Below are 19,032 nucleotides of genomic sequence, written 5' to 3'. Positions count from 1 at the left end.
CGCGACGCACGAAAAAAGAGCACCTTCTAAAGATGCTCTCTTGATTGAAATGCCTAAGTTGATTAAGCGCGGTTAGAAGTACCAAACTCTTTAATTTTGCCAGTTACAGTAGCTTTGATAGCTTCACGAGCTGGTCCTAAATATTTACGAGGATCGTAAACTTCTTTATCGTTGTTTAATACTTCACGAACTGCTTTAGCAGAAGCAATTTGGTTTTCAGTATTAACATTGATTTTAGCTGTTCCTAAAGAAATAGATTTTTGGATATCTTTAGTTGGGATACCAGTACCACCGTGTAATACTAATGGTAAGCCAGTTGATTCTCCGATTTCTTCCATTTCTTTGAAGCCTAAGTTTGGTTCACCTTTGTAAGGACCGTGAACAGAACCTAATGCTGGAGCTAATGTATCGATTCCAGTTTTTTCAACCAATTCTTGACACTCTTTAGGATCTGCATAGATAACACCGTCAGCTACAACGTCATCTTCTTGTCCACCTACAGTACCTAATTCAGCTTCTACAGAAACACCGCGTTCATGAGCATATTCAACTACTTTTTTAGTAGTTTCGATGTTTTCTTCAAATGGGCTGTGAGAAGCATCAATCATTACTGATGTGAAACCAGCATCAATTGCTTCTTTACATTTTTCGAAGCTTGAACCGTGATCTAAGTGAATTGCAACTGGTACTGTAATTTTAAGGTCGTGTAATAATCCTTCAACCATTTTTACTACAGTGTAGAAACCGCTCATATAACGAGCTGCACCTTCTGATACACCTAAGATAACTGGTGCATTTTGTTCTTGTGAAGCTTCTAGAATTGCTTGAGTGAATTCTAGGTTGTTCAGGTTATATTGACCAACAGCATAACCTTTTTCTTTCGCATCGATTAACATTTCTTTCATTGAAACTAAAGGCATGAAAGTTCCTCCTTGAGTGCGTCGCGCACGTGATTTTTACACTTTAAGTATATCAAAATAACCCCTTAAATGCATTGTAAAAAACAATGTAAGCGGTTTTAATTGATAAATTTGTGTGAATTTTCAAATGAAAACGTATTCAGTTTTTATATCGTTTTCATTTTCTAACCATTACTCTTATTAAAGCAATGTGTTGTAATACACTACCCGAATTTTATACCTCGTAATACATCATTCAGAAGATTGAATTACATTATTTTCTACTTTAAAATATATGGAGAGATTAAATAGTGGAGGAAATCATGGCAAATATACTACAAACCCAGCTGACAGGTATTTTTAATCGTATCAACAACCAATCTTTAGACATTCAAATGGCTGCTCAATGTTTGATTCAAGCAATCGGCGGTGAAGGAAATGTCTATGTTAAAGGATATGATGACTTAAAATTTTTCGAAAGCTATATAACACAAAGTCATGAAAAATTGGAATCAAGTCGTTTGTTAGCTGACTTAGACCATTTCAACGAATTAGATACTACAGATCGCGTATTGCTGTTTGCACCTTTTTATACAGAAGAAGTACAAAATGATACGCAAACTTTAATTGATTTAGATGCTGATTTCGTTCTGATTTGTAATAAAAACAAAGAAGTCGAAATTCCAGATCATTTATTGCATTATATTAACTTGAATACACCTCGGCCAATTGTTTATACAGAAGATTATGATAAAGTTGTTCAACCCCATCCAATGGCATTGAATTATATTTATTATGAGATTTACACTCAAATGGTCGAAATGATTCGTGATTTAGATTTAGATCCTGAAGCATAAATAAACGCATCTCCCGATTTGAAAAGGAGATGCGTTTTTATATGCATGATTATTTATTTTCTTTTGCTTCTTTATATTTATTCGCCGCTTCGATAAATGCTTTGAAAATAGGTTGCGGACGATTTGGACGTGATAAGAATTCTGGGTGGAATTGACACGCAAAGAAGAAATCATTTTTCGGCAATTCTACCATTTCAATTCGACGGCCGTCTGGGCTGACACCTGAGAATACCAAGCCATTTTCTTCCATTTGTTCACGGTAATCATTATTAAATTCATAACGGTGACGGTGTCTTTCTTCGATTTCTTTTTTACCGTAAATATCATATGCTAAAGTACCTTCTTTAACTTCACTTGGATATAATCCTAATCGTAAAGTACCGCCTAAATCTTCAATGTCTTTTTGTTCAGGAAGCAAGTCAATCACTGGATAAGGTGTTTCTGGATCAAGTTCTGCTGAATGTGCCCCTTCTAAGCCAAGTACATTACGTGCAAATTCTACTGTTGCTAACTGCATACCTAAACAAATACCGAAGTATGGCACATTGTTTTCACGTGCATATCGAATCGCGGAAATTTTACCTTCGCTTGCACGGAAACCAAATCCGCCTGGTACTAAAATACCATCAACATCTTTTAAGTACTCAGCTGCATTTTCATCAGTTACTTCACTTGAATCAATCCATTTAACATTGATGTCTTTGTGAAGCGGATAACCTGCATGTTTCAATGCTTCAACTACTGATAAGTAAGCATCTTGCAAGCTCACGTATTTACCAACTAGACCAATTGTAATTTTACCGTCAAGGTGATTTACAACATCCAATAAATGTTTCCATTCATCTAACTGCGTTTCATATTTAGCATTTAAATCTAATCGTTTAATAACTAAGTCATCCATATGTTGTTTGCTTAATTGTAATGGAATTTCATATAGAGATTCTGCATCACGGCATTCAATTACATTTTGTTCTGGGATATCACAGAATAAAGCAATTTTATCTTTTAAATCTTGTGTCATTTCATACTCTGTTCTAACTACGATTAAATCAGGTTGAATACCTAAGCCGCGTAATTCTTTAACACTGTGTTGTGTAGGTTTTGTTTTCATTTCGCCTGCAGCTTTAATGAATGGTAATAACGTACAATGGATATACATTACATTTTCTCGACCTAAGTCACTACGGATTTGACGGATTGCTTCAATAAATGGCAGCGATTCGATATCCCCAGTTGTACCGCCGATTTCAGTAATAACAACATCTGCTTTAGTACTTTCCCCTGCTAATAATAAACGTTCTTTGATTTCGTTTGTAATATGCGGAATTACTTGAACCGTACCGCCTAAGTAATCACCGCGTCGTTCTTTTTTCAAAACATGAGAATAAACTTTACCTGCTGTTACGTTTGAATATTTATTTAAGTTAATATCGATAAAACGCTCATAGTGGCCTAAGTCTAAATCTGTTTCCGCGCCATCGTCTGTTACAAAAACCTCACCGTGTTGATAAGGACTCATTGTACCTGGATCCACGTTCAAATACGGGTCGAATTTTTGAATAGTGACAGAAAGTCCTCTGTCTTTTAATAATCTACCTAAAGATGCTGCAGTAATCCCTTTACCTAATGAGGAAACAACCCCACCAGTTACAAAAATGAACTTAGTCATGTTTTATATCCTCCTACTATTAATCACAAATTAATTTACTTTTATACTTGTCTATGCTTCTTTTTAACTTAAGACAATACCTTAATACGATATTTCTGTCTTAAATGCTGATTCACCTGTTTAATAAAATAAAAAAACGCTCCCTCTCACATCACATGTAAAGGGGGAGCGTATAGTTTATACACGTTGTCCTAATTAAAGGAGCCCGAATAAAATTCTATCATTTTTACAGAAAAAGTCAATTAAATTTTATCGTCATCCGCATCATCGTTGAAGTCTTCTTCTTCTTCGAACAACTCTTCTGCTTCGTCTAATTCGTCTTTATCCTCTTCAATAACGATATCAGAACCGTTAATTTCTTCTTCGTCTTGAGGATCATCTAAATCTTCATCATCATCTTCAGCATCTGCTTCTGCTGTTTCTTGATCATCAATTTCTTCTTCTTCTTCACCAAGAAGTTTTAGATTTTTATCTTCTTCGTCATCTTCATCTAAGATATCGAATTTTTGGATTGTTGGTGCAATTTTTTCTTCAATGTCATCTACTGAGTACCAATCACGTAATCCCCAGTTGTTTTCTCCAACATTAAGGAAGCGGCCATCAGTATTTAAGTCAGTATAGAATTGAACAATACGGTTTTCTAAATGTTCATTGTCTTCATAATGACCTAACGCTTTAAATTCATCAATAATATCATACAAGTTCATTGTAGTGCCTTTTTCTTCTAATAACGTATGAGCCATATCGATAAATGATTTTTCGTCTACCATTTCTTTAGTGTAGTCTTGAATTTTCATTATTTAATAACTTCCTTTCAAAGGCTTTCTTTATCAGTCTATTCATAAAATTTCTTGATATCCATGTTAACAAAATTAAATTATAAATGACAATATCGCTTTTCGCAATGGCATTGCATTACTTTCTCTTAATAGACAATATATTTTTCATATTTCACATAGTCTTCGGTTTGGAGGGTTTCTACAAAATTACTATTCATACATAATGGTTTTAACTCATTATGTTCCCCAAATAAAATAATATCTAATGCATTAATCGAAGGATAATTTTTTCGTACATAAGTTGCAAGTTGTCGAAGTGCACTTTCAGCAATACCTTGATTGCGAAATTGTTCGTATACTTCTATTCCACGGATATGCATTCGACTGTTTGTTGCTTGTAAAGCAATAAAACCAACTTTTTCTCCATCAAGAATTAGATTCACAGTATCTATTTCCCTATCCGGTTGTTCTTCTGGCGCAATCAATTTCAAAGATGATACATACTTTGAGTCTAAATCTAAGTAATAAAGGCGTTCTTTTCCAATTGGGCCTTCTTCTTTTGTAGCAGCATGCATGAAACCTGCGCGTTCATACACATTCCAAGCCGCCTGATTTTCTGCATCTACCACTAAATACAAATGATTAAAATCACTATACAGAGATTGTACATAATCTGGAAGATTCATCATTATTTTAGTGCCATAACCATTTCCTTGGAACTTCTCATTAATTGATAACGAACGGATATACACTACATTTTCAGGTGTATCGTATCCCTCATGCTGATAATATTGATGCAAAACGAAAAAACCAATCACTTCTTTATCTTTATTAATTGCGATATTCGCAATACGATTCTCATCTTCTATAGCATCTTCCAACACTTGAATGGGAAGTGATGAGTATATTTGTTGGCGTTCTGATAGTTCAAATTCTAAAACATTGTGATAATACTTTTGTTCATATGGTTTGATTGTAATATCGTCATATTTTTTGCTGTGTTTCATTTATTTAACCCCTAGTCATTTCTATTATCCTTCACATTCGGTGACCTACTTGTGTTGAAAGTACCCTATTTTTTATTTAAAAAACAGTTCATCAACCAGTTAATACCATATTGGTCTCTAACTTGACCATGCATTGAATTAAAGAATGTTTCAGCAAGCGGCATATGCGGATCTCCATTTTTACTTAAATCATTATATACACGTTGCTCTTTTTCTAAATCATCAAAAGTAAGAATCAAATTTACATTCTCATTACTGAACGGCTTTCCATAATTGCTCGACAAATGCAAAACAGTACTTTCATCAATTTGAACTTCGGCATGCAAAATTTTATTTTTTTGCTGATTTAGTATGATTATCTCCCCGCCAAATACTGAATTGTAAAAGTCGGCTGCTTTTTTAACATCATTTACAATGATATACGGACTTAATTGCATCATTTATCCCCCTTAACTTTGTTTTTTCTTTTCTATTTGATTATACTATTAATGATTATGAGATATACATATTTATGAGGTGAAATCTATGAAAATTGGTATTGATGCTGGCGGAACTTTAATTAAAATTGTAGAAATCAGCAATGATGAACGTACATTCCGAACTGAACTTTCTTTCAATTTAGATAAAGTGGTAGATTGGTTGAACAATCAAACGTGTACTAATGTAACTTTAACAGGCGGTAAAGCTAAATTAATACAAAGCCAACTGAACTTTCCTTCCCAAGAATTTGTAGAATTTGATGCTTCTTCTAAAGGTCTAGAAGTTCTATTAGAAGAACAAGGCCATTTCTTAGACAATTATATTTTTGCAAATGTCGGAACTGGTACTTCTCTTCACTTTTCAGATGGCAAATCACAAAAACGTGTTGGCGGTATTGGTGCTGGCGGCGGCATGATACAAGGGTTAGGTTACTTATTATCTGGTCTTTCAGACTATACTGAACTTACTGATACAGCACAACAAGGTGATAGAGAATTTATAGACTTGAAAGTTAAACATATTTATAAAAACAGCGAACCACCTATCTCTGGAGATTTAACAGCTTCTAACTTCGGGCACGTTTTGCATAACTTGGATAAGGATCTATCTTCTGCTGATAAACTAGCTTCTGTAATGGGCGTTGTCGGTGAAGTTGTAACAACAATGGCAATTACGCTTGCACGTGAATTCGATACTGAAAACGTAGTATATATCGGTTCTTCATTTAATAATAATCCGCTTCTCCGCAAGGTCGTAGAAGACTATACTGTTTTACGTGGATTCAAACCTTTCTATATCGAATATGGTGCCTTTTCCGGCGCACTTGGCAGTGTTTACCTCGGTGATGAATAAGAAAAAACCCGCAGCCTTTATTAAGGTTGCGGATTTGTTTTTTAATATGAAAGTTCATTTTTTAAAGTTTGTGCTGAGACAATCGTTCCAACAACACCAGGTTTAAGATTAATACCTACCCCTTCGTCATTGTCTCTTAATTTTTCTAGCCAGTCGCTGAAAACTTCTCCTTCTACTTCGCGAACTTCACATTCTTCAAAGTCTTCATCGCGTACTTTTTCAGCGGATTTATAGTTGCTCCATACTGGCATAATATTAGGTTTGCTTTCTCCATTTTCACTGATAATAATAAAATGTTTGCTGCCTTTGTCAGTTAAACCAAATACTTCATCAGTACTTGCTGTAATACGTGAAAACTCAACTGTACGAATACGATCAAGTTCAGTCATTAATTGCTTAGTAAAATCATAAATATCGATAAAATGACCTTGAACTTTATCAGTAACATTAACAAGTACTTCATCACCTTTATCAAATAAATCATCCATTTCACTTGTTACAAATCGATCGATGTCTCGTGAAATAATTTTATCGTAGCTTTGATGATTATCTTTGAAAAACTCTTCTGCTAGGCTTTTTTCAGTCCAAAAGCAAGGATAATTTTTGCCATCTACTTCTTTTCTTACCATCTTCTTATTCTTTACAGCAATATAGTAAGTTTCATTGACAAGTAAATCCTTAAAAAATGCTTCATATTTATATTCCATAACAAACCCACTTTCTCTATTGATGTTTATCATCCCAAATATATGATAATATCGCATATCAGTCAATGGAACATCGTTGAAACCATAATATATAAACCAACAGACTTATCTGCTGGTTTATATTTTCACTATTCTAATTCTTTTAAGAAAGCACGTTCATTTTGTTCAACTTCTTCACGACTGCTACCGTGCCAGATACAAGCAAAACGTGAGTTCACTTTATTTTTACCATACCAATCTCCATCATAATATGACAACGGATAAATTTTACCTTGTCGTACATATTTCATAATAGTACGGAAAAATTTAGTGTTGTCGCCATTTGCAAAATAACTATAGAATTTATGGTTTGCTCCAGATAATTCGTCATCTAACAACAACATACTTGTTGAACCGTTTTGTCGGAAATTCAAATCAATTGCATACACATCTCCATATTTATCAAACAGTAAATCAAAACCGCCTACACCATAGAAACCTTTTTCAACACCGATTTCCATGATTTCTCGTCCTGCTTCAATCACCGCTTGCGGCACCTCATCTACCGGAACGCTTTGATTACCATTATAGAAGCCATATTTATTCGTTAACTGTTCAGTGGTACCTAAATATTTCAAACCTAACTGTTCAGAATAAGCAAACTGTACACAGTAGTTGGCAATTGCCTCAATTTTTTGTTCGATAATAATTGTATCTGTCTCTTCGACTGCATTATTAATTCTTTTGATAGCTTTGTCTAGATCTTCTTGATTATAACAAATCATCACACCATATCCGCCAGCTGTTGGTAAATCATCCCCCGGTTTCAACACAAGCGGGAAGTCCCAATCACGAACTGCTGCTTCAAATTCTTCAATTTCTACTATTTGGCGCTTAGGCAGATATTTACCGGCTGTCCACTCAGGAATACGAGCTTTGTTATTCAAAGCCACAAATACATCTTTATCTAATGCATAATCTTCTTTAGCCACTAAATCTTCACTATGCACATATTGGAAATAAATCTTCTTTTGATCTTCTTTTGTTAACGATTGCAATAAATGTTCATAACTCGCTTGGTTATGGAACTTATAAACATTATTCGGCACTTCTTTGCCTACTTCATCAAAAAGTTGTTTAAGCTTATTCGTAACACTTGCTTCATGAACAATGACTGGCATCTTATTTGCAATGAGCAATTCACGTCCAGTTAAGAAGTTAGATTGATGTTCATCTGGTTCTAACCAAGGGTTTGAAACATATGAAGGTCGGGATGTATAGACAATATCGTCCTCATATAAATCACTTAATGTTACTTTTGGTTGTTCAGAATGTTTACGGAACTCTTTCAAAGAAGCTTTCTTCACTTTACGGACATGCTGCTCTTTAATTTCTCTCAATAATTCATTATTAGAAATCAAATCAAGCGCCATGCGAGTTAAAATTGTTGCTCCTTTGATTAATGCACTGTCCCCGTGCTCACTTGCTGCAGCTTCTTTAAATTTATAAGTGTGTCCAACTAAGTTACTTGGTCCAATTTTAATATGCGCATGCAATGTCGGTACAACATGACTGACATTACCTGTATCTGTTGAACCATACCCAAAATCATCCTCACTGACTTCTTCTCCATACTTTTTAGCATAGTAAGCAAATAATTCATCTAATGTTGGCGTCAAAATAAATTCATTCACACCATTTTGAATAGGTTTACATTCATAATCACAGCCTGTTTGAACTGCTGCACCTTGTGCAATTTGACCCACGCGCTTTGTTAAAAAGTCTAAATCTTTGCGTGTTCGTGATCTAGTATAAAAACGTGCGTGAGTAAAATCAGGGATAATATTAGCTGCCTGGCCGCCATCTAAAATAACCCCGTGCACACGTTCACCTTTTTTAATTTGCTGTCTGAGTTGTGCAATACCATTAAAGAAACTAACCATTGCATCTAATGCATTAATTGCCTCATTAGCATTTTCTGATGCATGTGCACTGCGTCCGTAAAATTTTATATCCAACACATCTACTGCTAATGTATTAATTGTTTTATATGTCTCATTGCCTGGATGCAACATTAAAGCAACATCCAATTGATCAATAACGGCTGCTTTTACATAACTAGCTTTGGCACTCCCATTTTCGCCGCCTTCTTCAGCTGGACAACCGAGGACAACTACTTTGCCCCCTACCTCATCAATGACTTCTTTTAAAGCAATACCTGCTAACACACTTGTAGTACCAATAACATTATGACCACAAGCATGTCCAAGTCCTGGTAAGGCATCATATTCAGCAAGGAAGCCAATTGTGGGACCTGGTTTGTGACTATTGTATTCAGCAATAAAACCAGTTGGATGTCCTGCAATATCTTGTTCAATTTCAAATCCATATTTCGTAAGTTCTTGCATTAATAACCCAGAAGCAAATACTTCTTGGTTTCCTAGTTCTGGACGTTCATGAATTCTATGACTAATATCTATAAATTCTGACTCTTTATTTTTAATAAACTGTTCAACTTCTCTTTCAACTGACATTTCACATGGCTCCCTTTATTCAAAAGTTATAAATCTGTTGAGTATCGAAAGTTTATGGGAACTCTCGTTTTTAGCTTTCAACCTCATGATTATATCTTTATCTGTAAAATCGATTAATAAACATTTTAATGCTTTTTCTGGCCTTTGTCATTACTTTTTCGAAAATTTAATAAATTTATTCCGAGTAAACTTATCAACTTAAACTGTGAAATTGAGTCATACAAATTGTAAAAGCGCCTTTTGCTTGTTACAATTAACTTAAAGAACTAGAGGAGGATTTATGTTATGCCAAAAATGAACGTTGAAAGTTTCAATTTAGACCACACTAAAGTTGTTGCACCATTCGTACGTTTAGCTGGAACAGTAGAAGGCGCAAACGGTGATGTAATCAAAAAATATGATATTCGTTTCAAACAGCCTAATAAAGAACACATGAAAATGCCAGGATTGCATTCATTAGAACACTTAATGGCTGAAAATATTAGAAACCACACTGATAAAGTGGTTGATTTGAGCCCTATGGGTTGCCAAACAGGATTTTATGTTTCTTTAATCAATCATGATGATTATGAAGATGTTTTAAATATTATTGAAGCAACTTTAAAAGATGTTCTAGCAGCAGATGAAGTACCAGCATGCAACGAAGTTCAATGTGGTTGGGCAGCAAGTCACTCACTAGAAGGTGCGAAAGAAATTGCTCAAGATTTCTTAGATAAAAGAGATCAATGGGACAAAATTTTCAGTGAATAATGCTTAATTTTATGTTTAATAAATGAAGACTCAGGTAGTGAAAATATTTCATTACCTGAGTCTTTTTTATATTCAGAGGCATCTGTAACAATGGCCTTTTACTAAATCTATTATTACTGCATTCCACTTTGTTCTTCTTGCAACGCAACTTCTTTATATTTTTTAATTATGATTGGGTGTGTGAAAATCGAAATAATAAATATCGGATATAGTAGAAATGCTAGTATGAACTTACCTATAACGTTTCCTACTATAGAAACGAAAGTTCTTTTAACATACAACATATTATCTTCTCTAATTTTATTACCTTCTATTTTAAATGCTCTATTTTGTTTATTCGTTGCATGTGCATTTTTTACAATAGTACCAAAATCGCTTCTGAAAATGACACTTTTTGCAAATATATACCGTACAAAATTATTTTGACTAGTATATAGCATATAATCACTTAACCACGCATAAGTATAACTACCTAATAAGAAAGTAAAAATTGTCCAAAACCATCTTAAAAAGCCTGCATTATCAGCTAACAAATTAAATACCATAACCACATGGACAGCGACATACGGCGTATAGTAGAAAACTAGCGGCATTTTAGGCGTATTAAAGTATTGCTTCAACAAATTCATAAAAACCTCCATCCAAATAATAAACTCTAACAATGCACTTATTAGCATCACATATCATTTTTATGGTTTAAATTAACTGTCTTCATTTAACAGTTTTGACGATACCTCAAAGGTTTTCTTTTTTGTTGAAGCTCGTTAACCCATATAAGCAGCAATTTTCTTTATATTTGAGCTAACATATGTATCTCGTAATACTAAATGAAGCGAAATGTACATCATTTCATTTATCATTTTTATTAATGTAAGAAATCATTCCGCTATTCAATAGCAAAACAATGTTCTTCTTGCTTATTTTAGCATAACTCAGTATAAGTTAAAGTGTTTTCCAAAATAAAATTGAGATAAATTTAAAAAATCAGTTTCTTTTTAATTTTAAATTTTTAAAAGAAATGAGACAAAAAAGTCTACTTTTGTCTCATTTCAATACATATCTATTTATTACGTACTTTTTCAGTGAATCGATACAATTTATAAATTAACGGATGAACAGGTTTTACAAAGTCTCCTATGTATTCCTCGACATGCGCATTGAAACCTTCTTTAAATCTTTGTACCCCATAGTCTTCTGCGTTTTCAGAGAAATCTCCAGTAATTCCATAAAAATTATAACGATCTATCTTATTCTTTTTAGCAAATTTAATCATTTCCCATTGAAGTCTATAAGCACCCATAAATTGATTATATTCTGGGTTAGATCCACTTGATAAATAATAGACTTCATGTTCATTATACAAATATAAAGCAGCTGCTAAATTTAAAGTATTACCTTTTGTACTAATTAAATCTTTTGTTTCATTTATTTTCCGGTTATTACTTTCAGCTTGTTGTTTGAGTTGATTTAATTTGCTTTTTGTCTTTTTAGAATTAGGGTTTTCCATTAGCTTACTATTAATTTTATTCAACTCTAACACTAACTCAGTCTGTTTCTCATTTAATTTATTTAAGTAGTTGTGTAAATCAACGAAAGCCAATTTTAAGAAAGCATGATTTCCATATGTTTTTTGCATTTGTTTAAAATAATCTAATTCTCGGAATTTAAACCCGTGTTTTTCTTCTGCCATTCTGAACAATTCAAAAAATACAGGGGTTTCATCTATAGATAAGGTTCTGACTTGTACACCCATTTCGTATGTTTTTTTAATATTTCTACGTGTTTGATAGTCCATTTCATTTAAAATTTGTGTCTCTGTTTTGTCTTTTAAATCCAATACAGATAACCATCTGATTTGGCTCATTTGTGAGTATCCTACTGAATACCCTTGATGAATATATCCTAATTTAGCTAATTCCTTTATTAATAATTGATTATCATACTGCTCGATTATTTCTCCATCTGTCTCTCTGATACTTTCAAGCAAATACGGGTCTACCAATACATAAACGCATTTTTGCTTCTTCAAATATTTTGTAAGCGAAGCAAAAAAATATTTTACTAAACTTATATTGTTATAATCCATCACAGGGCCTCTGTGTGTATAAAAATATTTAAAAAACCTTAAACATCTTGCTTCAGTTAAAAGACAAGCTGCAATAACATTGTCACTACTGTCCTTTACCCCAACTAAATGACTATCTTTTTGATTTATATTTCTATATTGATGATGTCTTGAAGATTGCGTATAATGTGAAAAATTCTCTTTTGTAAACTGTTCAAACTCTTCTGTTGTTAATGTTGTAAAATACATGTTGTTACTCCTTTGGTGATTTAACATCGTTTTTAGGTTACCACTACTTTATAGAGTACACAATATAGTAATTACAAATATTTACGTGATTATATGTGAAGTCTAAAAAAGCATACCTTTTCCGAAAAAAAGTATGCTTTGTAATAAATTCTATTAATAGTCTGAATCAGATTCTAATCCTTGAATAATTTGGACACCTGCACTAGCGCCTACACGTGTTGCGCCTGCTTCTATCATTGCTTTAAAATCTTCTAAATTACGTACGCCGCCCGAAGCTTTTACTTCTAAATCATCGCCAACTACTTCTTTCATCAGCTTAACATCTTCAACAGTAGCACCACCACCTGCAAAACCAGTAGAAGTTTTTACAAAATCAGCGCCTGCCTCTTTACTAATTTCTGAAGCTTTTCTTTTTTCTTCGTCTGTTAATAATACTGTTTCAATAATAACTTTGACTGTATGGTCTCCTGAAGCTTCTACAACAGCTTCAATATCTTCTTTCACTTCATCATAACGTCCATCTTTTAAAGCACCGATATTAATAACCATATCTAATTCGTCTGCACCATTTTTTATGGCATCTTCAACTTCAAAGGCTTTAGTAGCAGAAGTATTCGCACCTAATGGGAACCCAATTACTGTGCACACCAATACATCAGAATCCTTTAAAGCTTCAGCTGCATGTTTAACATATGTTGGGTTAATGCATACAGATTTAAAATGATACTCTTTTGCTTCATCAATTAATTTATCGATTTGATTTAATGTAGCATCTGGTTTTAATAATGTATGATCAATATATTTTGCGAAATCCATGGATTATTTCCTCCAATTTTTCTATTTATCTTAATTTATTTTATCCTCTTGTCTTTCATTTTACCAAATATTTTAGTTAACTAAAATATAAGACATTCTCCTAAAAATGAACTTTCACAAATTGAACTCATATATATGTGCAAACACTATTATTCTCGCAAATTAGGCCCTCTCATGTTATCTTTAAATTAAATATTCTTTTTAATGAAGGAGCAGATTATTTATGACAAAAGGTACACCACATATTCAACCAAATGGTGCTAAAATTGCTAAAACTGTTTTAATGCCAGGAGATCCGCTACGTGCAAAATATATTGCTGATAACTATTTAGAAGATGTTGTACAGTTTAACGAAGTACGAAACATGTTCGGATACACTGGAACATACAAAGGTAAAGAAGTTTCTGTAATGGGTTCCGGAATGGGGATTCCAAGTATCGGAATCTATTCTTATGAACTTTACAACACTTTTGATGTAGATACAATTATCAGAGTAGGTTCTTGTGGTGCATTACAAGAAGATGTTAATTTATACGATATTATTATTGCTCAAGGTGCTTCTACAAACTCTAGTTATGTAGATCAATACAATATTCCTGGTCACTTTGCTCCTCTTGGAGATTTCGACTTAATGGTAAAAGCTAAAAAAGCTGCTGATGAATTAGGTGCAACTACACATGTTGGTAATGTGCTTTCATCTGATACCTTCTATAATGCTGATCCTACCTTTAATGATCAATGGCATCGAATGGGAATTTTAGGTATTGAAATGGAATCTGCTGGTCTATACTTAAATGCAACTTATGCTGGTAAAAAAGCTTTAGGTATTTTCACTGTAAGTGATCACATTTTACGTGATGAAGCAACAACTGCAGAAGAACGCCAAAACTCTTTTACTCAAATGATGGAAATTGCATTAGAAATTGCTTAATAACGATAAAAAACAGTGCGAACTTTTTTCGGTTCGCACTGTTTTTTAATTATTTACTTTTACTATATCCATAATTCAAATATTCTTCTAACGTAGTATTCTTGTCATGAATAGCTTTTGCATCTTTTTTGCCTACATATCTGAAATGCCACGGTTCATATTGATAACCTGTTATATTTTCTTTGCCTTTTGGATATCTTAAAATGAATCCATATTTATATGCATTTTTAGCTAACCATTTTCCTTCAGCCGTTTTTCCGAATGAAGTTTTGAAATCTGAGTTACTAGGATTCGTACCGACATCAAAAGCCAATCCAGTTTGATGTTCAGAAGTTCCAGGTGCTGCACTATATTTGTCAGCTGCTTTTTTACCGTCACGTTGAACATACCCATTATAAAGTTGGGTCTGTTCAGCGTAAGATCTGAAACCACTTCTGTAAATAATATTTAAACCTGCTTTTCTGCCATCATCAATCATTTTATTTAATTGAGCTTTAGCAACTGGATCTTCTCCTTTATTATAATCTTTTGAAATCGATACTGATTTATTAACAAAAATTATACCATCAACTTTTGTAACACCATTTTTATGTGTCACTTGATGTTTAGTATTTTTTTGTTGATTATGTTGAGCAGTTTTGACATCTTCTTTTTTATTTTTTTGTTGGCCATCATCATCATTTTGAGCGCATCCACTTAATAACATTGTAGCAGCTAAAATCCCACCAAAGTATTGCTTCATTTTGCTTAACCCCATTCTTTGTTTATTAATCAATGTCATGATTTATATGTATAACTGTTTTATAAAAAATAATCGTCTTCTCATATACATTTTTTCAATTTATTCCAAAATACTTTCTGCAATTTATTATACAAAACTTCTTATTTTCGTCAACTATACTTTACAAAACTTTAAATATTATCAAAATTAAAAACCCTCACTTAAATTTTAAAAGTGAGGGTTTGATATATGCCCATATTTCAACCGTTTTTGAACGATTATTTACCTAAGAAAGATTGGAACATCCAGTTATGTTTATCTACAGATGTTTGCAATGCGATTAACATATCTTGAGATACATCATCTTCAGCATCTCCAGCTACTTCAATTGCTTTTTCTAATTGGTCAGAAATATTACTGAAGTCTTTAGAAATTGCGTTTACCATATCTTCAGCAGAACCTTCTGATTCAGCTTCATCAACAATAGCAACATCTAAACTTTTTTTCATAGTAGCAATTGGTGCACCGCCAATAGCCAAAATACGTTCAGCTAATTCATCAATTGTTTCACTTGCTTCATTGTATAATTCTTCAAATTTAACATGTAATGAGAAGAAATGAGGTCCTTTAACGAACCAATGGAAATTATGAATTTTTGTGTATAACACTGTCCAGTTTGCTACTTGTTCATTTAACACATCTACTACATCTTGTTTGTTTGCCATAAAAATAATCGCTCCTTTAAGTTGTTGTCGTTTTTCTCTTTGTAATAACTATTATATGATAATAATTATAATCTGTAAAGAGAATTTAGCGCTTAGATTAAAATAATTCTAATTAAGAACTTACTGCTTATTAATATCCCCACGGTTTTTAAATACCCTCTTTTGATAAGTTTATTCAATTTGTGATCGGTATGGCATTGCACCTTGAGCGCCTAAACCTGTTACAGAGAAACTTGCTGCCTTATTAGCAAATAATATGGCATCTTTAAAGTTTCTATTCTCAATTAATCCGACTGCAAGTGCACCATTGAAAGTATCTCCTGCGCCAGTTGTATCAACTACTTTTCTTTCAATTCCGGGAACTAATATAAGTTTATTGTCATAATAAGTTGCACCTTTTGCGCCTTGTGTCACAATCAACTTATTCGGATAACTTATTAACCCTTTATCAATCTTTCCTTCAAACAATAATGCACTTTCTGTTTCGTTAGGCGTCAACCAATCAACTTTATCTACAAGATCGACATTGATTTTTCTGTATGGTGCTGGATTCAACATTACTTTAAGACCATTTTCTGAAGCAAAATTAATTACTGCTTCTACTGTTTTGGCTGGTATTTCTTGTTGCAGCAAAATAATATCTCCACTTGTAAATTCTTCTAGCTTTGGTAAAACTGTTTCAGGAAGTACGTGTTGATTGGCACTAGGTACTACAATAATACGATTATCCTCTTCAAACAATGTAATATGCGCTGTTCCGCTCACTTCATTTTGAATCACATCCATGTGTGACACATCTACACCATTTTTAATTAAATTATCCAGAATTTCACGACCATATACATCATCGCCAACAGCCCCAATCATATAAACTTCATCATATAAACGAGCAGCAGCAACAGCTTGGTTAGCACCCTTTCCACCTGGGGTTGTGAAAAAGGCTTCACCTAAAACTGTTTCACCTGTATCTGGAATTTTATTTGTTTGTACAACTAAATCTATTGAAGCGCTTCCTATTACAATTATTTTTTTCATGTTGATTTCCTCGTCTCTGTTTAATCTATGAAGAAAGATTGTTCATAAGCATTAGGCTTTTGCCATTCTGCATGCCACATTTTATCACGATTGTTTGCGAATAAATCGTAACCAAAATTACGAATAGGTTTTGGTACTAATGTGAGCAAGATACCCATCCATTTATCTTGAGTTAGTGACATTAACAGTTTTGCAATCGCTGTAGATTTGAAATATAAATGTTCACCTTCTTGCAATACAACAGTATTCATATCTAAAATACCTGGATGTTTACGCTCTAATTCTTGTCCTGCTGGCCCTTTTAATGTTGCAAATTGATAGCTTGGAGATAACCCATGTCTAATCAACCATATTGCATAGTTATAACAATAAACACAGTTAGCATCATAATAAATAATTGGCATAAATCGAATCTCTCCTTTATTTTTCTCTTATATTTAGTATAAATAATGCATACCCTCCAGAGCAATTTTTCAACACAAACAAAAAAGATTGACACCTTATGTCTTCATTAAAAAGACACAGTTGTCAATCTTTTATCTAGTCGTGATTTACTTTAACGATACGTGCATATTTCAAAAATTGCTCAGAGTATTTTTCTTTAATTTCTTCAAGAGAATCATACGTCACGCCAATAATATGCCAATTCGGATTAAAGTGATAAAATGAATCTTTTTTTCGTGACCATTTAATCATAGTACCATCACGGTTATAACGAGGTAATGTCATTTCATAACCTTCTAAAACATTGATATACGTTTGGAAAATGTCTGGATCAATACGATTAAAATTATCAATTACTAAGTAACTGCGATCTGTTTTCGGCATTAATTCAGTAATAAATCCTTCTCTGAAATACAATGCACCTGCTTCATTCGGCAAGTATTTACCATAAAGCATATCTTCAGTGAAATCAGGATGTCCACTTGTGATCACTGGATTAGCATTCGTTTTTTGCAATAAATTTTCAGCAGCTTTTAAACCTTCTGCTCGGTTTTTATCATTGATTACTAATAGTATAAACGGTTTTATATCATCATCGTTTTTATCGATTACATTATTTTTTCCAACCGCTTCAAATTGCGACTTCATGCCATTATTTTCGCTCATTTCTAATATAGCATCAAATTGTGCTTGTGACATACTAGCAATTGCTTGTTTTGCATTTTCTTGAAGATAATACAAGTTTTTTAAACGCGGATGCTTATTTAAAGTTGATAAGCTGACCGGATTAATATCTTCATTATATTTTACTTCAATGGCAGTACTATTAGTACGGCCAGGAATAGGAGGCAATTCGCGAAGATGTTGTGTCACTTCTCCTAAACCCACCACCGAATGATCTTGTTCTCGACTATAAAATACAATTTTATCCCCGATTTCTAATTGCGTATAATAATGATATCCATTTCGCTTTATACCGTTATAAGTATGTGTAAAAAGCGTATATGTTTCACCTGGTTCAAATTCTTTATTTTCAGCTAAAAAGAAATAACGTGGAATTTGTGCAGCACCTTTGCCTAATCTTTCAATCAAATCAAATTCTTCTGGTGAAATTTGATTAAATAATGTTTCTTTCATATTATTGATTCGGAATTCTAAAGCTTCACTACGTTTTAAATAGTCTGCTGTTAACGGCTTTAACGCTTCAGTTAAACGGAATTGAACACGTATCTTATGTTGTGCACCAGTTTGGACACTGATAATTTCTCCGCTTCCTAAAAGCCCTGCATCTGTTTGGACTTGATAAAAAATGACTTTATCGCCTGCTTTTGCCTTTTTAAATGCACGAAAACCTTGAGTAGGGTTGAATTGAGCACCAGATTCAAATAAAGTAGTTTGTCCTACAAGCGGTTCATTGTGATTCCAGCGATTGTAACCGCAATTCAGCCAGAAATAATTTGTTTCTTCAGTCATATCGATACTCCTTTAAAAAATTCTTTAAGTGCAATATTTTTTGTACAGGCTGATAATCCT

At 33.2% G+C, this 19,032-nt stretch carries 19 protein-coding genes and 1 pseudogene; 4 read left to right on the top strand and 16 right to left on the bottom strand.

The window, feature by feature from the left end; genetic code table 11:
* Nucleotides 1–62: 62 nt before the first annotated feature.
* A complete protein-coding gene (gene fdaB, locus A4G25_RS12025) occupies nt 63–920 on the bottom strand; it encodes a class IIb fructose-bisphosphate aldolase FdaB (protein WP_015900874.1) in 858 nt (285 codons plus the stop codon).
* 302 nt (nt 921–1,222) lie between these two features.
* Between fdaB and A4G25_RS12020 the strand changes: the two genes are divergently transcribed.
* Nucleotides 1,223–1,756, top strand: a complete 534-nt coding sequence (locus A4G25_RS12020; RefSeq protein WP_047132329.1) for a DUF2529 family protein — start codon at nt 1,223–1,225, stop codon at nt 1,754–1,756.
* A 49-nt stretch (nt 1,757–1,805) separates the two neighbouring features.
* Here A4G25_RS12020 and A4G25_RS12015 read toward each other — a convergent pair whose 3' ends face one another.
* The 4 genes from A4G25_RS12015 to A4G25_RS12000 all read right to left on the bottom strand — a co-directional run bounded on the left by A4G25_RS12015 (nt 1,806) and on the right by A4G25_RS12000 (nt 5,651).
* Nucleotides 1,806–3,425, bottom strand: a complete 1,620-nt coding sequence (locus A4G25_RS12015) for a CTP synthase (protein WP_047132328.1) — start codon at nt 3,423–3,425, stop codon at nt 1,806–1,808.
* 242 nt (nt 3,426–3,667) lie between these two features.
* Entirely contained in the window at nt 3,668–4,222 is a 555-nt protein-coding gene (rpoE, locus tag A4G25_RS12010; RefSeq protein ID WP_047132327.1) for a DNA-directed RNA polymerase subunit delta, read from the bottom strand.
* A gap of 128 nt (nt 4,223–4,350) precedes the next feature.
* The gene (locus A4G25_RS12005; RefSeq protein WP_047132326.1) at nt 4,351–5,211 is read right to left on the bottom strand and encodes a GNAT family N-acetyltransferase; all 861 of its coding nucleotides are present in this window, start codon (nt 5,209–5,211) and stop codon (nt 4,351–4,353) included.
* Between the two features lie 65 nt (nt 5,212–5,276).
* Nucleotides 5,277–5,651, bottom strand: a complete 375-nt coding sequence (locus A4G25_RS12000; RefSeq protein WP_047132325.1) for a VOC family protein — start codon at nt 5,649–5,651, stop codon at nt 5,277–5,279.
* Between the two features lie 85 nt (nt 5,652–5,736).
* Between A4G25_RS12000 and coaW the strand changes: the two genes are divergently transcribed.
* Nucleotides 5,737–6,543, top strand: coding sequence for a type II pantothenate kinase (gene coaW / locus A4G25_RS11995; protein ID WP_047132324.1), 807 nt, complete (start codon nt 5,737–5,739; stop codon nt 6,541–6,543).
* 41 nt (nt 6,544–6,584) lie between these two features.
* Here coaW and A4G25_RS11990 read toward each other — a convergent pair whose 3' ends face one another.
* The 3 genes and pseudogenes from A4G25_RS11990 to A4G25_RS13285 all read right to left on the bottom strand — a co-directional run.
* On the bottom strand, nt 6,585–7,250 hold the full coding sequence (locus A4G25_RS11990) for a DUF2750 domain-containing protein (RefSeq protein ID WP_047132323.1): 666 nt from the start codon (nt 7,248–7,250) through the stop codon (nt 6,585–6,587).
* A gap of 128 nt (nt 7,251–7,378) precedes the next feature.
* Complete coding sequence (ldmS, locus tag A4G25_RS13290) at nt 7,379–8,581, bottom strand: L-aspartate--L-methionine ligase LdmS (protein WP_232011964.1); 1,203 nt, start codon at nt 8,579–8,581, stop codon at nt 7,379–7,381.
* A 24-nt stretch (nt 8,582–8,605) separates the two neighbouring features.
* Nucleotides 8,606–9,763: pseudogene (locus A4G25_RS13285) on the bottom strand (M20 family metallopeptidase); the annotation flags it as partial.
* 285 nt (nt 9,764–10,048) lie between these two features.
* Between A4G25_RS13285 and A4G25_RS11980 the strand changes: the two are divergent.
* Nucleotides 10,049–10,513 carry an S-ribosylhomocysteine lyase gene (locus tag A4G25_RS11980; protein WP_015900883.1) on the top strand — a complete coding sequence of 155 codons (465 nt, stop codon included), beginning with the start codon at nt 10,049–10,051 and terminating at the stop codon, nt 10,511–10,513.
* 113 nt (nt 10,514–10,626) lie between these two features.
* Here the strand turns inward: A4G25_RS11980 and A4G25_RS11975 are convergent, their stop codons facing one another.
* From A4G25_RS11975 to deoC, 3 genes are all read right to left on the bottom strand, one after another.
* Nucleotides 10,627–11,142, bottom strand: coding sequence for a hypothetical protein (locus tag A4G25_RS11975; RefSeq protein ID WP_232011952.1), 516 nt, complete (start codon nt 11,140–11,142; stop codon nt 10,627–10,629).
* A gap of 431 nt (nt 11,143–11,573) precedes the next feature.
* Nucleotides 11,574–12,827: an aminoacyltransferase gene (locus tag A4G25_RS11970; protein ID WP_047132321.1), complete on the bottom strand. Its 1,254-nt coding sequence runs from the start codon at nt 12,825–12,827 to the stop codon at nt 11,574–11,576.
* Between the two features lie 153 nt (nt 12,828–12,980).
* Nucleotides 12,981–13,643, bottom strand: a complete 663-nt coding sequence (deoC, locus tag A4G25_RS11965; protein ID WP_047132320.1) for a deoxyribose-phosphate aldolase — start codon at nt 13,641–13,643, stop codon at nt 12,981–12,983.
* A gap of 223 nt (nt 13,644–13,866) precedes the next feature.
* Here deoC and deoD point away from each other — a divergent pair, with 223 nt between their 5' ends.
* Complete coding sequence (gene deoD / locus A4G25_RS11960) at nt 13,867–14,574, top strand: purine-nucleoside phosphorylase (protein ID WP_047132319.1); 708 nt, start codon at nt 13,867–13,869, stop codon at nt 14,572–14,574.
* A gap of 49 nt (nt 14,575–14,623) precedes the next feature.
* Here the strand turns inward: deoD and A4G25_RS11955 are convergent, their stop codons facing one another.
* The 5 genes from A4G25_RS11955 to A4G25_RS11935 all read right to left on the bottom strand — a co-directional run bounded on the left by A4G25_RS11955 (nt 14,624) and on the right by A4G25_RS11935 (nt 18,972).
* Entirely contained in the window at nt 14,624–15,316 is a 693-nt protein-coding gene (locus A4G25_RS11955; protein WP_047132318.1) for a M15 family metallopeptidase, read from the bottom strand.
* A gap of 257 nt (nt 15,317–15,573) precedes the next feature.
* Complete coding sequence (locus A4G25_RS11950; RefSeq protein ID WP_015900890.1) at nt 15,574–16,020, bottom strand: Dps family protein; 447 nt, start codon at nt 16,018–16,020, stop codon at nt 15,574–15,576.
* A 171-nt stretch (nt 16,021–16,191) separates the two neighbouring features.
* Nucleotides 16,192–17,055, bottom strand: coding sequence for a ribokinase (gene rbsK, locus A4G25_RS11945; protein ID WP_047132317.1), 864 nt, complete (start codon nt 17,053–17,055; stop codon nt 16,192–16,194).
* Nucleotides 17,056–17,075: 20 nt separating this feature from the next.
* Nucleotides 17,076–17,459: a thiol-disulfide oxidoreductase DCC family protein gene (locus A4G25_RS11940; protein ID WP_015900891.1), complete on the bottom strand. Its 384-nt coding sequence runs from the start codon at nt 17,457–17,459 to the stop codon at nt 17,076–17,078.
* 136 nt (nt 17,460–17,595) lie between these two features.
* Nucleotides 17,596–18,972 (bottom strand): EVE domain-containing protein, encoded by a 1,377-nt coding sequence (locus tag A4G25_RS11935; protein WP_047132316.1) that lies wholly within the window; start codon nt 18,970–18,972, stop codon nt 17,596–17,598.
* Nucleotides 18,973–19,032 lie beyond the last annotated feature (60 nt).

Origin of the sequence: Staphylococcus condimenti, assembly GCF_001618885.1 — a bacterium.
GTDB lineage: Bacteria > Bacillota > Bacilli > Staphylococcales > Staphylococcaceae > Staphylococcus > Staphylococcus condimenti.
This window is presented reverse-complemented; position numbering and strand designations above follow the sequence as displayed.